Source organism: Agrobacterium sp. 22-209-1, from assembly GCF_053522485.1.
The window spans coordinates 101,115-114,699 of record NZ_JBNWCH010000005.1; the positions used below are offsets into that span (position 1 = coordinate 101,115).

A 13,585-nucleotide genomic window follows, 5' to 3' on the forward strand; every position below is an offset into this window, starting at 1 on the left:
GTTAAAAAGCAGCCAAAAAAATGTCGATACCGCAGATTTTAAACAGCATCGCCGCAAAAGGTCCGGTCTTTGAGGCCGGTCACGTCTGGCTCGCGGGGGCCGGTCCGGGCGACGTGCGTTATCTGACGCTGGAAGTGGCGCTCGCGCTGTCTCAGGCCGATATCATCGTGCGCGATGCGCTGGTGAGCGACGATGTCGTTGCGCTTGGTCCGCAGGCAGAGATTGTTTTTGCGGGCAAAAGGGGTGGCAAGCCCTCCGCAACGCAGGATGACATTACCGCTTCGCTGATCGATTTCGCCGGCCAAGGCAAAAAGGTGCTGCGGCTGAAGGGCGGTGATCCCTTTATCTTCGGGCGTGGCGGGGAAGAGGCAGAGGCGCTTGTCCATGCTGGTATTCCGTTTCGCATATTGCCGGGCATGACCTCGTCGTTCACCGCGCTTGCTTCCGCCCGCATCCCCGCCACCATGCGTGGCATCAGCCGCGCCGTAACGCTGGCCACGGGCCACGCGGCGGGCACCGAAGAGGATCTTGACTGGCTGGCGCTGGCGAAAACACGCGAACCCATCGTCGTTTACATGGGGCTGAAGAACATCGGCACGATCGCCGGTCTTTTGATGCAGGGCGGCCGTTCCGGCGAAACGCCGGTCGCCGTCATCACGTCTGCGACGACGGCGCAGGAGCGGATTTTCATCGGCACTTTGGAAAGTATAGCTGACGATGCAATCAGGCAAAATTTCGAAGCGCCGGCTTTAATTGTTATCGGCGAGATTGTATCGATGCGGGCGCGACTTGGAGTTTCCGGCTCATGACAGCGCGGGCGATCATTATCGGCGCGCCGCGTTCGGGCTCCGGCAAGACAAGCGTGACTATCGGCCTGCTCCGGGCCTTTGCTCGACGGGGTATCAAGGTGCGCGGCATCAAGACGGGGCCGGATTATATCGATCCCGGTTTCCATGCCTTCGCCACCGGCACATCAGGCCTTAATCTGGATAGCTGGGCCATGCGGCCGGACTTGCTGCGGCATCTGTTTTCGCAGCAGGCCGATGGCGCGGAACTTGTTCTGATCGAAAGCGCCATGGGGTTGTTCGACGGTATTCCGGTTGCGGAAAATCGCACGGGTTCGGCGGCGGATCTGGCGCGGCTGTTCGGTATTCCCGTGTTGCTGGTGCTGGATGTGTCCGGCCAGTCGCAGACGGCTGCTGCCGTCGCCCATGGTTTTGCCCACTACGATCCGGCCGTTACCATGGCGGCGGTGGTGCTGAATAGGGCGGGCAGTGAAAGACACCGGACGCTGTGCACGGAAGCCATCGAAAAAATCGGCCTTCCCGTTGCCGGCTGCGTCTTGCGTGATCCTTCGCTCATCCTGCCCGAACGGCATCTGGGGTTGGTGCAGGCCAGCGAACATCCCGAAATCGATGCGCATATCGAACGGCTGGCGGATGTGATGGAAAGATCCATCGATCTAGACGCCCTGCTTTCTCTCGCCGCGCCGGTGAATGTGCCTTCTGGCTCTGTAGATACGGCGATTGCACCGCCCGGCCAGCGCATTGCGCTGGCGGAGGATGCGGCGTTCACTTTCCTTTATCCGCATCTCAGGAAGCATTGGCAGGCCACCGGGGCAGAGATAGTGCCCTTCTCGCCGCTCGCGGATGAGGCGCCTGACGAAAGCTGCGATATCTGCTGGCTGCCGGGCGGATATCCCGAGCTTTTCGCCGGAAAACTTGCGGATGCGGCTGGTTTCAAGACAGGCCTTGCCCGCTTTGCTGCGACAAAGCCTGTTCATGGCGAGTGCGGCGGCTACATGGTGCTCGGCGAGGCGCTGGAAGATGCGGATGGTGTGACCCATGCCATGACCGGACTTCTGTCGCATGCCACCAGCTTTGCGACGCGCAAGATGAATCTCGGCTATCGGCAGGCGACAATCGCGGCAAGCGGACCGCTCGGCACGGCGCGGGATGTTCTGCGCGGCCATGAATTCCATTATGCGCGGGTTACCGATCCCGGCCGCGATGAGCCCTTCGCCCAGATTGCTGACGGGCAGGGTCGTCCGCTCGGGCCATCGGGCGGCCGGAGAGGTCTTGTCTCGGGGACTTTTTTCCACGCCATCGCCAAAGGCGGTTGATCGTTTCCGGGTGTTGTCCGTGGACCTGCGGCAAAGTGGACAAAGCTGCGAAAGTTTGTAGGCTTGGCCCACAGGAAAGTGCTATAGATTTCTTTATAGGGCATGGAAGAGCGGAGGTGTCTGCCGTGATCCATGTTCGGTGAAGCCAGCCGGATCGAAAGCCGCTTCATACGTCCCGGTCCGAACCTGCCCTCGCGCATTTATATCGAGCGTGCCTATCGATGATGAAACCCGGATTTTTTGTCTCCGCTGCTTGTGCCGCATCCATTCTGCTGGCCCTCTTGGGCCCCGGTGTCGATGGTATGGCTGCCCACGGCGGTGAAGATTACGCAACGCTGGAAAAGCTCGGTGCGGCGCTATTCGACGATCCCAACCTTTCGATGAACCGCACCATGGCCTGTTCCACCTGCCATATGCAGGCTGCCGGTTTTTCCGATGCGCGGGAGAGCGATAAGGTCGGGCGGGACGTATCTGTCGGCGACGATGGGATTTCGCTGGGTGACCGCAACGCGCCGACTGCAGCTTATGCTAGGTTTACGCCGCCCTTCGGCAGGAATGCGGCGGGAGAGTATGTCGGCGGGCAGTTCTGGGATGGCCGCGCCTCCCTGCTTGAAGATCAGGCGGGCGGTCCGCCGCTCAATCCCCTCGAAATGGGCATGCCGGACAAGGCCTCGGTCGTCAAACGGCTCAGGGAAAACCCGGATTATGTCGCGGCTTTCGGCACGCAGTTCGGCAAGAATGTTTTTGAGAGCGACGAGATCGCCTATGCGGCAATGACCAAGGCGCTTGCGAGCTTCGAGCGCTCGGACGAGTTCTCCACCTTCGATTCCAAATATGACCGCTTCCTTCGCGGCGAGGAGAAGCTGACCGATCAGGAAGAGTTGGGCCGGGTCCTGATCTCCTCGACGCAATTCACCAATTGCAATACATGCCATGAAATCCGTGGCGCCAAGGGTCTGGAAGACGGCCTCTTCACCAACCACAAATATTTCAACATCGGCGTTCCCGCCAATACGTCGGTCCGGGCTGCAAACGGCTCCAAACCGGGCGCGGTTGATCTGGGACTGGCGCAAAATCCCGAAGTTGCCGGCGATGCCTCCCAGCGTGGCAAGTTCAAGGTGCCAACGCTGCGCAATGTCGCCGTCACCGGTCCTTACATGCATAATGGCGTGTTCAAGGATTTGCGCACGGTGGTGCTGTTTTACGTGAAATATAAAAGCAAGAAGCCGAGCCGCCAGATCAATCCGGAAACGGGCAAGACGTGGGATGTGCCGGAAGTGCCTGAAAATATCGCCATGGCGGAACTGACATCCGCGCCGGCGCTGGACGACAAGCGTGTGGACGCCATCGTCGCCTTTCTGAAGACTCTGACTGACAAAAGATATGAGCATCTTTTGCCGAAGGAAGATGGGCAGACGAACGCGCCGACTGCCCAGCCGGATTCGTCAGGCGTTACGCCGAAAGCGCCTTGAATTCGGCAAGAACCGCGTCGCCCATTTCGGAGGTGCCGACCTGGCGGCTGCCCTCCGCCATGATGTCGGCGGTGCGGATGCCCTTGTCGAGCACGTTTGCGATCGCTGTTTCGAGCTTCGTTGCCTCATCCACCATGTTGAACGAATAACGCAGGCACATGGCGAAGGACGCGATCATGGCGATGGGGTTCGCGATGCCCTTGCCGGCAATGTCAGGGGCCGAGCCGTGGACCGGCTCATACATGGCCTTGCGCTTGCCGGTCTTGGCGTCAGGCGCGCCGAGCGAAGCGGACGGCAGCATGCCGAGCGAGCCTGTCAGCATGGCGGCGACGTCAGAGAGCATGTCGCCGAAGAGGTTGTCGGTGACGATCACGTCGAACTGCTTGGGCTTGCGCACCAGCTGCATGCCGCCGGCATCCGCCAGCATATGCTCCAGCTGAACGTCCTTGTACTTGGCGGCGTGGGTTTCGGTGACCACCTGATTCCACAACACGCCGGATTTCATGACGTTGCGCTTTTCCATCGAGCAGACGCGGTTATCGCGGGTGCGGGCCAGTTCGAAGGCGACGCTGGCGATACGCTCGATCTCGAAAGTGTCGTAGATCTGCGTGTCGATGCCGCGCTTCTGGCCATTGCCGAGATCGATGATCTGCTTCGGTTCACCGAAATAGACGCCACCCGTCAATTCGCGAACGATAAGGATATCGAGACCTTCGACCAGTTCCGGCTTCAGCGAGGAAGCGGCGGCAAGTGCGGGATAGCAGATGGCCGGGCGCAGATTGGCAAAAAGTTCGAGGTCCTTGCGCAGGCGCAGCAGACCCGCTTCCGGGCGATGCTCATAGGGAACGCCGTCCCACTTCGGGCCGCCAACGGCACCGAACAGGATTGCATCGGCGGCAAGCGCCTTTTCCATGTCCGCATCGGAAATCGCCACGCCATGCGCGTCGTAAGCGGAACCGCCGACGAGGCCTTCCGAAACGGTGAAACCGGCATTGTGCGCGCTGTTCATATATTCGATCAGCTTGCGGACCTCAGCCATGGCTTCGGGGCCGATACCGTCACCGGGCAGCAGGAAAAGCGAACGGACTGTCATGAGAACCCTCCTTGGGCGGCGCGCCGGAAAACATCCTGAAGGGTTTTCGATTGCGGCGAACGCGGCGTCAAACTCTTTTCCGCCCTGCACATGAGAAGTCGTATCGCGGCCGGACGGGATCGGAGGCTTCTTATCTCCGCCTCAGGGGCTTTTCAAGCAAAGCAAAAGCCGATCCGGTACGGTTTGGTACGGGATCGGCTTTTTTGAAGAGCGGAAATGTGGTCAGGCCCAGGGGCGGACCGAGGCGTTTGCCTTTTCGAACGTGTCAATGGCACCGGCATGTTCCAGAGTCAGGCCGATATCGTCGAGACCGTTCAGCATGCAGTGCCGCTTGAATTCGTCGATCTCGAAGGTAATCGTGCCGCCATCGGGGCCGCTGATTTCCTGGCGCTCCAGATCGATGGAGAGAACCGCGTTCGAGCCGCGCGAGGCGTCGTCCAGCAGCTTTTCGAGGTTCTCGGGGCTGACGACGACAGGCAGGATGCCATTCTTGAAACAGTTATTGTAGAAGATGTCGGCGAAGCTGGTTGAGATGACGCAGCGGATGCCGAAATCGAGAAGGGCCCATGGTGCATGTTCGCGCGACGAGCCGCAGCCGAAATTGTCACCGGCAACGAGAATCTGGGCGTTCTGATAAGCGGGCTTGTTCAGTACGAAATCCGGATTGGGCGAACCATCTTCGAGATAACGCGACTCGGCAAAAAGGCCCTTGCCAAGGCCGGTGCGCTTGATGGTTTTCAGATAGTCTTTCGGAATGATCATATCGGTGTCGATATTGACCACTGGCATGGGCGCGGCGACGCCCGTCAGCTTGGTGAATTTTTCCATCTGTCGCTTTCCGTATTTCCGATGACGGGTTCAGAGCCAGCAGCGGCTTCCCGGCGTTCAGGCCTCGAAATACTCTAAAACGCGGAACTTTAGAAGCGCAAACACCCGTTCTTCGGTACGCCATATGTGGCGCACCGGCGTTTTTCTCGGCTAACCGATCTTAGAGATCGATAATGGTGCCCTTACCGTCGTTCCAGACGCGCATGTCGCGCTGGTTGCGGGTCTTGACCGGAATGGGAGCTGGCTTCAGGCGCGCCGACAAAATTCGGGCTGCACTGAGAACGGCGAGTACGCCGATGAAAGCCACCGTGAGCGACGCCGTGAAAAGAGCCGCCATGGCCAAAATTGCGATACCGGAGGCGGCGATGAAAAATGAACGGATGCCTTGCATGATTCAACCTTTCTTTCCAGACGAATGTGGGCCTTCTTCTTCCGGCTTGCAAGAGGATTCGGTGGATTGTCAGCTTGCAGATGTCACAAAAGCTTGACACAAGTGCGGCATGGTCAACTTTTCCGAAAATATTCTTGTGAGACCACGTCGTTCGTTGCTCTCCGTGCCGGCCATCAATGTCCGGGCAGTGGAAAAAATCCGCGATCTCGATTGTGACGGAGTGATCCTTGATCTGGAGGATTCGGTCGCGCCCGGGATGAAGGACGAGGCGCGGGACAATCTGCAAAAGCTGTTTTCGCAAGCGCCCTTTGCAGCGGGCGAGATCATTATCCGCATCAACCCGCTTTCCACGCCCGACGGTAAGGCGGATTTGCAGCTTGTGCTTTCCTGCCGGCCGGATGCAATTCTTTTGCCGAAGGTGGAGCAGCCGGCCGATATTCACGATGTGGCCGATCTTCTGGCCGAGGCGGATGTGCCGGGGCACCTGAAAATCTGGGCGATGATCGAAACGCCGCTTGGTGTCCTGAATGCCGCCTCGATTGCTGACGCGGCCCATACGCCGGATGCGAGGCTTTCGGCTTTTGTCATCGGGCTCAACGACCTGCGCAAGGAAACGCGGGTGCCGGCCCTTCCCGGACGCACTTATCTCGTACCCTGGATGATGCAGGTGGTGCTTGCCGCCCGTGCCTATGGTCTGGATGTCATCGACAGCGTCTCGAACGATTTCCGCGATATCGCCGCTTTCGAAGCCGAATGTGAGCAGGGTCGCGCCATGGGGTTCGATGGCAAGATGCTGATCCACCCGGCACAGATCGAGCCGGCCAACCGGCGCTTCGCCCCGGACGAGGCAGCGGTTGCGGAAGCCCGCGAGATCATTGCCGCTTTCGCAAAACCCGAATCTGTGGAATTGAACGTCATCAACATGAATGGACGCATGATCGAGCGGCTGCATGTGGCGGAAGCCGAGAGGCTGGTCGCCATGGCCGATATCATCGCGGCAAGAAAGGAAAAAGAGACGTGAAGGTCTATCGTTTCATCACCGGTCCCGACGACGCCAAATTTTGTCATCGCGTTACCGAAGCTCTGAACAAGGGCTGGGAACTGGCGGGTTCGCCAAGCTACGCCTTTAACGCTGCAGCCGGCGTCATGCATTGCGGACAGGCCGTGACCAAGGTCGTCGAGGGCAAGGAATACCATCCAGACATGAAGCTCGGCGAGCAATAGCTGCGGCAGCCGCCCCGATCAGCGTTCGGCGGCGGCCTCGTCGGCGCTTTCTTCAATCCGCTCCATGTCGTCGTCCGACAGGCCGAAATGGTGGCCGATTTCGTGAATGAGGACATGGGTGATGATATCGCCCAGCGTCTCCTCGTTCTCGGCCCAATAATCGAGAATGGGGCGGCGATAAAGCGTGATGCGGTTCACCATCTCGCCCGTTTCCATCGTGAAACGTTCGGAGATGCCGCGACCCTCGAACAATCCGAGAAGATCGAAGGGCGTTTCGAGCGCCATGTCCTCGAACACATCGTCGGTCGGAAAATCCGCGATCTCGATGATGAGATCCTTGGTCAGTGCGCGAAATTCTTCCGGCAGGTGGCCATATGCCTCGATCGCCAGCGACTCAAAGGCGGAAAGTGTCGGCGCGTGGCGGTCCCGCCAATCGTCGGTCTGGTCTATGCGGGCCATTTCTGCTCCTTGTTGGAAGGCCCATATAAACACTTGCTGAACAAATTTCGAGACCTGACTGCCGCACCTGCCGAAAAAGCATGAAATTCTTGGCGTTACAGTTACTTTTCAGGCCGTCTTCATCTTGACATAAACCGGCGTCTCGCGTAATCGGCACCCAAATTGATGGCGTAGTGCGCCTTCTGTTTATGCCGCCTTTCAAATGGCGGTTTCACCGGCAGACATTCAAAGGGGCATCAGCCCTGACGGATTTCCGCTACTCCGACTGATAAAAAGACGGCCAGCTTGCATTTGCGGGCAGAGCCGGAACGAACATGAAAGGATAAAAAATGTTCGCAGTCATCAAGACCGGCGGTAAGCAGTACCGCGTAGCGGCCGACGCCGTGCTGACCATCGAAAAGCTGGAAGCAGAGGCAGGCGCAACTGTAGAATTCACCGAAGTTCTCGTGGTCGGCGAAGGTGCCGACGCCAAGTTCGGTGCTCCCTTCGTCAAGGGTGCCATCGTCAAGGCTGAAGTTGTCGAACACAACCGCGGCAAGAAGGTCATCGCCTTCAAGAAGCGTCGTCGTCAGAACTCCAAGCGTTCGCGCGGCCATCGTCAGCATCACACTGTCGTCCGCATCACGGACATCGTTGCTGCCTGATCGGCGCGACACGGGAAACAAGGTTTAAAGGAGAACTCCAATGGCACACAAAAAAGCTGGCGGTTCCTCGCGTAACGGTCGCGATTCCGAATCCAAGCGCCTTGGCGTAAAGAAGTTCGGCGGCGAAGCTGTCATTCCAGGCAACATTATTCTGCGCCAGCGCGGCACGCAGTGGCATCCGGGCGCCAATGTTGGCATCGGCAAGGACCACACGATTTTCGCACTGACCGCAGGTAACGTGAACTTCCGTACGAAGGCCAATGGCCGCGTATTCGTATCCGTGGCCCCGAAAGCGGAAGCCGCAGAATAAGCCGGTAAGCGTCATATGCAGCCGGTGTCCCATCGACCCGGCTGAGACGTATCAGGTTCAGTCAAGAAAACAGGGGAGATGGGGCACCACCCAACTCCCCTTTTTCTTTAACCTCATGGAGGGACTGAACCATGCAAGCTGAATTGTTGAGGGTTGACCAATCACGGTCACCCGAAGAGCGGCCGAGGCCCGATCGGTCGAGGAGCGATTGCCCCGTTTTACTGTCGCAGAGGCTGGTCTTACGCAAGCCTCACGAAGAAGACATCGACGCCCTTGCCCATCTTGCCAACAATGCCAATATCGCGACCATGGTGTCGCGTATGCCGCACCCTTACACGGCCAAAGACGCCGCGGACTTCGTGCGACGCTCCAAAGCTGGCGAGATTGGCAAGTGCGTCTATGCGATTACCCGCATGGACAATGGCGAGTTTCTGGGCTGCTGCGCGCTCGAACCCCAGGAAGACGAAAAGACGCTGGAGATCGGTTACTGGCTGGGGGAACCCTACTGGAACCACGGTTACATGACCGAAGCGGCGCATGCGCTGATCGACATGGCCTTCCGCACCCGTGAAATCGACCAGATCGACGCCCGTTGCCGGGTCACCAACATTGGCTCGCGCCGCGTCATCCAGAAATGCGGTTTCCAGTTCCAGGGTTCCGGCATGGTCGGTTCGCTGGCGCTTGGCGGCATGGTGCCGGTGGAATGGTACAGGCTGGACCGCAAGACCTGGGTTTCGCTGAAGAGCTGGGGGGACATGGGATGAGTGCGCTCGAACTGACCCGACGACGGACTGCCGTGACGGTAGCTCCGCCCGGCCCCTGCCCCGTCATCGAGACGCGGCGTCTGGTGCTGCGACCGCAACGGCTTTCCGATGCCGGCAGCATTGCGGAATCGCTTGGCGATTTCGCCGTAACGAAGATGCTGGCCCGCGTTCCCGCGCCGTACCACAAGCAGGATGCGCTGGAATGGTTGGTGTTGCGGACGTCCGGCACGCTGCCCGACTGGGATTTCGCCATTACCTGCGGCGACGATACTCTGATCGGTGTCGTCTCGGTGGAATTGCGGCATGGAGAATGGCACCTCGGTTACTGGATGAATCGTTTCTATTGGGGCAAGGGTTACATGACCGAGGCGGTGGCCGGTGTGGTGGAGCGGTTCTTCCGCCGCATGCCGGGGGTGACCCTTCATTCCGGTGTGTTTGCGGATAACCCCGCTTCGCTGCGTGTGCAGGAGAAACTCGGCTTCCGGGTGACCGGCTGCCACCAGATTTACGCCACGGCGCGTGCTGCGATGGTGGCGCATATCGATACGGCGATCACGGCTGAGGATTTCGTTCCGCAGCACCGCTGACAATCAAAACAAGGCCGGTTGCCGCAAACCGGCCTTGTCTCACGCGGGCGCTTCCCGCACGATAGTCTTTGACCTTGTGGAGAAGCGCTTGTATTCGAAACGACGATATTTTTGTTCGACGCAACGGCAAGATTGTTGCGTCCGCAAACCGATAGAACGGCAGTCCGATGAAATTTCTCGATGAAGCAAAAGTCTATATCAAGTCCGGTGACGGCGGCGCGGGCGCCGTTTCCTTCCGGCGCGAAAAATTCATCGAGTTCGGCGGCCCTGACGGCGGCGATGGCGGACGCGGCGGCGATGTCTGGGTTGAGGTGGTCAACGGCCTCAACACGCTGATCGACTTCCGCTTTCAGCAGCATTTCAAGGCCTCTATCGGACAGCACGGCATGGGTAAGACCCGCACCGGTGCCAAGGGCGCAGATGTGGTGCTGAGGGTGCCGGTCGGTACGCAGATCTTTGAGGAAGACAATGAGACGCTGATCGTCGATCTGACGAAAGAAGGCCAACGCTTTCGTCTTGCCGCCGGCGGCAATGGCGGTTTCGGCAATGCCTATTTCAAGTCGTCCACCAATCAGGCTCCCACCCATGCCAATCCCGGCCTCGCAGGCGAGGAAAAGACAGTTTGGCTTCGCCTGAAACTGATCGCCGATGCCGGTCTCGTCGGTCTGCCCAATGCGGGTAAATCCACGTTCCTTGCGACGGTCACCCGTGCGCGGCCGAAGATCGCCAACTATCCCTTCACCACTCTTCACCCAAACCTGGGCGTCGCGACCATCGATGGCCGTGAATTCGTGCTGGCCGATATTCCGGGCCTCATCGAGGGCGCGCATGAGGGTGTGGGCATCGGTGACCGTTTCCTCGGCCATGTGGAGCGTACCCGCGTGCTTCTCCACCTCGTCTCTGCACAGGAAGAAAAGGTCGGCAAGGCCTATAAGACGGTCAAGGCTGAGCTGGACGCCTATGGCGGCGGGCTGACTGACAAGCCGGAAATCGTGGCGCTGTCGCAGATCGACGTGCTGGATGAAAAAGAGCTGAAAAAGAAGGCCAAGGAACTGGAGAAGGCCTGCGGACGTCCCCCGCTCCTTCTCTCCGCTGCCGCCCATATCGGCATGACGGAAGCGCTGCGCGCCCTTCGCGATATTATCGTGTCGGCGAGCAATGGCGGCGAAACCGCTCTGCCGGACCGGTCGATGCCGCATGAGGACAGCGAGGCCGAGGAAGAGGACGACCGCCTATGAGCCTGACGCGCAAGCCGCTGGCGAGCCATCACCGGATCGTCATCAAGATTGGGTCGGCGCTTCTGGTGGATCGGAAGACCGGTCTCAAAAAAGATTGGCTCGACGCCATTTGCGAGGATATCGCCGCGCTGAAGAAAAATGGCGCAGATGTGCAGGTTGTGTCGTCGGGCGCCATCGCGCTTGGCCGCACCGTGCTTGGCCTGCCCTCCGGAGCACTGAAGCTGGAAGAAAGCCAGGCGGCGGCGGCTGTCGGCCAGATTGCGCTGGCGCGGGCATGGTCGGAAAGCCTGTCGCGGCATGAGATCGTTGCCGGTCAGATTCTCTTGACGCTTTCCGATACTGAAGAGCGTCGCCGTTATCTCAATGCGCGTGCCACCATCAACCAGCTGCTGAAGATCGGCGCCATCCCGATCATCAATGAAAACGACACGGTTGCGACCACCGAAATTCGTTATGGCGACAATGACCGTCTGGCGGCGCGTGTGGCGACCATGACGGGTGCCGATCTTCTGGTGCTATTGTCGGATATTGACGGGCTCTATACGGCACCCCCGCATCTCGATCCCGATGCGAAATTTCTCGAGACGATTGCCGATATCACACCCGAAATCGAAGCCATGGCGGGTGGCGCGGCATCCGAGCTTTCACGCGGCGGCATGCGCACCAAGATCGACGCGGGCAAGATCGCGACAGCTGCCGGGTGCGGCATGATCATCGCTTCGGGCAAGACGCTCAATCCGCTGAAGGCCATTGAAAATGGCGCGCGCTCCTCATGGTTTGCGCCTTCGGGCACGCCGGTGACGGCGCGCAAGACCTGGATTGCCGGGCAATTGCAGCCGGCCGGTGAAATCCATGTGGATGCCGGCGCGGAAAAGGCGCTTTATGCCGGTAAAAGCCTGCTTCCTGCCGGCGTGCGGCAGGTGAAGGGTAATTTCGGACGCGGCGATGCCATTGCCATCATGGGCGCGGAAGGCCGTGAAGTCGCTCGTGGTCTTGCGGGTTACGATGCAGAGGAAGCGCGCCTCATCATCGGCCACAAGTCCAACGAAATCGAGGCGATCCTCGGTTATGTCGGGCGAGCGGCCATGATTCATCGTGACGATCTGGTCATGACGGGTGCTGCCGTCAAAGTTAAAAATGCAGAGAAGGATGAGGTCCATGCCTGAACAGGCCGTGAAGCAAAGCCATGATGTTGACGCGCTGATGATTACCATCGGCGCTCAGGCGAAAGCTGCTTCGCGACCGTTGTCCATTGCCGGCGCAGACCAGAAGAACCGCGCGCTGCTTGCCATGGCCTCCGCCATCGAGGCATCCAGAGATGCGATCCTTGCCGCCAACAGGAAAGATTTGGCTGCGGCGGAAAGCGCAGGCCTTGCCGCTTCCTTCGTGGACAGGTTGACCCTCAACGATGCAAGGATCGCCGGTATTGCCGAAGGCATCCGTTCGGTTGCGGCGCTGCCCGATCCAGTCGGTGAAGTCATCGCCGCCTGGGATCGTCCCAATGGGCTGAAGATCGAGCGCGTGCGCACGCCGCTCGGCGTCATCGGCGTGATCTACGAAAGCCGTCCGAATGTGACGGCGGATGCCGGCGCATTGTGCCTTAAGGCGGGTAATGCTGTCATCCTGCGCGGCGGCTCGGATTCGCAGCATTCATCGCGTGCTATCCATGCCTGCCTCGTGGAAGGGCTGAAGATCGCCGGTCTTCCCGAGCATGCCATTCAGCTGGTGCCGGTGACCGACCGCGCCGCTGTCGGCGCGCTTCTTAGCGGATTGAACGGCACGGTTGACGTTATCGTGCCGCGCGGCGGCAAAAGTCTCGTGGCGCGGGTACAGTCGGAAGCCCGTGTGCCGGTCTTTGCCCATCTGGAAGGTATTTGTCATGTCTACATCGACAAATCCGCCGATCTCGACATGGCAAAACGTATCGTCGTCAATGCCAAGATGCGCCGCACCGGCATTTGCGGCGCGGCAGAGACATTGCTGGTGGACGCCGCTGCCATTTCCACGCATCTTACGCCGCTCGTCAAAGCCCTCATCGAAGCTGGCTGCGAAGTGCGCGGTTCGCAGGCCGTTCGCGATGTGGTGGCGGGTCTCACACCGGCAACGGAAGAGGACTGGCGCACCGAATATCTCGATGCGATCATTTCGGTCGCCGTGGTGGAGGGTATTTCGGGCGCGATCGAGCATATAGGCACCTATTCGTCCAACCACACCGAGGCTGTGATCGCCGAGGACCCTGAGGTGGTCGCGCGGTTCTTCAACGAACTCGATTCGGCCATTCTGCTGCATAATGCCTCCACGCAGTTTGCCGATGGCGGCGAATTCGGCATGGGTGCGGAAATTGGTATCGCCACCGGCAAGATGCATGCACGCGGTCCTGTCGGCGTCGAGCAGCTCACCTCGTTCAAATACCGTGTGCATGGCACCGGCCAGACACGGACGTGATATTTGCC

At 59.5% G+C, this 13,585-nt stretch carries 17 protein-coding genes; 13 read left to right on the forward strand and 4 right to left on the reverse strand.

Annotation, left to right across the window (positions count from 1 at the left end; genetic code table 11):
* Positions 1 to 20 precede the first annotated feature (20 nt).
* The 3 genes from cobA (at position 21) to ACQZ48_RS13505 (ending at position 3,594) form a co-directional block, all read left to right on the forward strand.
* The gene (gene cobA / locus ACQZ48_RS13495) at positions 21 to 809 is read left to right on the forward strand and encodes a uroporphyrinogen-III C-methyltransferase (protein ID WP_142912907.1); all 789 of its coding nucleotides are present in this window, start codon (positions 21 to 23) and stop codon (positions 807 to 809) included.
* Complete coding sequence (locus ACQZ48_RS13500) at positions 806 to 2,122, forward strand: cobyrinate a,c-diamide synthase (RefSeq protein ID WP_191217179.1); 1,317 nt, start codon at positions 806 to 808, stop codon at positions 2,120 to 2,122. Before cobA ends, ACQZ48_RS13500 begins: the two co-directional genes overlap by 4 nt.
* A gap of 221 nt (positions 2,123 to 2,343) precedes the next feature.
* On the forward strand, positions 2,344 to 3,594 hold the full coding sequence (locus ACQZ48_RS13505) for a cytochrome-c peroxidase (protein ID WP_191217180.1): 1,251 nt from the start codon (positions 2,344 to 2,346) through the stop codon (positions 3,592 to 3,594).
* Here the strand turns inward: ACQZ48_RS13505 and leuB are convergent.
* From leuB to ACQZ48_RS13520, 3 genes are all read right to left on the reverse strand, one after another.
* Positions 3,575 to 4,687, reverse strand: coding sequence for a 3-isopropylmalate dehydrogenase (leuB, locus tag ACQZ48_RS13510; RefSeq protein WP_077983640.1), 1,113 nt, complete (start codon positions 4,685 to 4,687; stop codon positions 3,575 to 3,577). The two genes, ACQZ48_RS13505 and leuB, sit on opposite strands and share 20 nt — an antisense overlap.
* Before the next feature lie 222 nt (positions 4,688 to 4,909).
* Positions 4,910 to 5,515 carry a 3-isopropylmalate dehydratase small subunit gene (gene leuD / locus ACQZ48_RS13515; RefSeq protein ID WP_010972565.1) on the reverse strand — a complete coding sequence of 202 codons (606 nt, stop codon included), beginning with the start codon at positions 5,513 to 5,515 and terminating at the stop codon, positions 4,910 to 4,912.
* Positions 5,516 to 5,675: 160 nt separating this feature from the next.
* Complete coding sequence (locus tag ACQZ48_RS13520; RefSeq protein ID WP_137412341.1) at positions 5,676 to 5,906, reverse strand: hypothetical protein; 231 nt, start codon at positions 5,904 to 5,906, stop codon at positions 5,676 to 5,678.
* Here ACQZ48_RS13520 and ACQZ48_RS13525 point away from each other — a divergent pair.
* Genes ACQZ48_RS13525 through ACQZ48_RS13535 form a run of 3 tightly spaced genes read left to right on the forward strand, consistent with a single transcriptional unit; the run spans position 5,851 to position 7,130 of the window.
* Positions 5,851 to 6,003, forward strand: a complete 153-nt coding sequence (locus ACQZ48_RS13525; protein ID WP_162520489.1) for a hypothetical protein — start codon at positions 5,851 to 5,853, stop codon at positions 6,001 to 6,003. The two genes, ACQZ48_RS13520 and ACQZ48_RS13525, sit on opposite strands and share 56 nt — an antisense overlap.
* A gap of 12 nt (positions 6,004 to 6,015) precedes the next feature.
* The gene (locus ACQZ48_RS13530) at positions 6,016 to 6,927 is read left to right on the forward strand and encodes an HpcH/HpaI aldolase/citrate lyase family protein (protein ID WP_191217181.1); all 912 of its coding nucleotides are present in this window, start codon (positions 6,016 to 6,018) and stop codon (positions 6,925 to 6,927) included.
* A complete protein-coding gene (locus ACQZ48_RS13535) occupies positions 6,924 to 7,130 on the forward strand; it encodes a DUF1737 domain-containing protein (RefSeq protein WP_063951515.1) in 207 nt (68 codons plus the stop codon). Before ACQZ48_RS13530 ends, ACQZ48_RS13535 begins: the two co-directional genes overlap by 4 nt.
* Before the next feature lie 18 nt (positions 7,131 to 7,148).
* Here the strand turns inward: ACQZ48_RS13535 and ACQZ48_RS13540 are convergent, their stop codons facing one another.
* The gene (locus ACQZ48_RS13540; protein ID WP_003492693.1) at positions 7,149 to 7,589 is read right to left on the reverse strand and encodes a metallopeptidase family protein; all 441 of its coding nucleotides are present in this window, start codon (positions 7,587 to 7,589) and stop codon (positions 7,149 to 7,151) included.
* Between the two features lie 329 nt (positions 7,590 to 7,918).
* Between ACQZ48_RS13540 and rplU the strand changes: the two genes are divergently transcribed.
* The 7 genes from rplU (at position 7,919) to ACQZ48_RS13575 (ending at position 13,577) form a co-directional block, all read left to right on the forward strand.
* Positions 7,919 to 8,233, forward strand: a complete 315-nt coding sequence (gene rplU / locus ACQZ48_RS13545) for a 50S ribosomal protein L21 (protein WP_003492690.1) — start codon at positions 7,919 to 7,921, stop codon at positions 8,231 to 8,233.
* 40 nt (positions 8,234 to 8,273) lie between these two features.
* Positions 8,274 to 8,543 carry a 50S ribosomal protein L27 gene (rpmA, locus tag ACQZ48_RS13550; protein WP_003492686.1) on the forward strand — a complete coding sequence of 90 codons (270 nt, stop codon included), beginning with the start codon at positions 8,274 to 8,276 and terminating at the stop codon, positions 8,541 to 8,543.
* A gap of 131 nt (positions 8,544 to 8,674) precedes the next feature.
* Entirely contained in the window at positions 8,675 to 9,307 is a 633-nt protein-coding gene (locus ACQZ48_RS13555) for a GNAT family N-acetyltransferase (RefSeq protein ID WP_077983637.1), read from the forward strand.
* A complete protein-coding gene (locus ACQZ48_RS13560; protein ID WP_077983636.1) occupies positions 9,304 to 9,894 on the forward strand; it encodes a GNAT family N-acetyltransferase in 591 nt (196 codons plus the stop codon). The genes ACQZ48_RS13555 and ACQZ48_RS13560 overlap by 4 nt, the downstream gene beginning before the upstream one ends.
* Positions 9,895 to 10,061: 167 nt before the next feature.
* Complete coding sequence (gene obgE / locus ACQZ48_RS13565) at positions 10,062 to 11,132, forward strand: GTPase ObgE (RefSeq protein WP_077983635.1); 1,071 nt, start codon at positions 10,062 to 10,064, stop codon at positions 11,130 to 11,132.
* Complete coding sequence (gene proB / locus ACQZ48_RS13570; protein ID WP_191217182.1) at positions 11,129 to 12,298, forward strand: glutamate 5-kinase; 1,170 nt, start codon at positions 11,129 to 11,131, stop codon at positions 12,296 to 12,298. Before obgE ends, proB begins: the two co-directional genes overlap by 4 nt.
* Positions 12,291 to 13,577: a glutamate-5-semialdehyde dehydrogenase gene (locus tag ACQZ48_RS13575; RefSeq protein ID WP_191217183.1), complete on the forward strand. Its 1,287-nt coding sequence runs from the start codon at positions 12,291 to 12,293 to the stop codon at positions 13,575 to 13,577. Before proB ends, ACQZ48_RS13575 begins: the two co-directional genes overlap by 8 nt.
* The last annotated feature ends 8 nt before the right edge of the window (positions 13,578 to 13,585 follow it).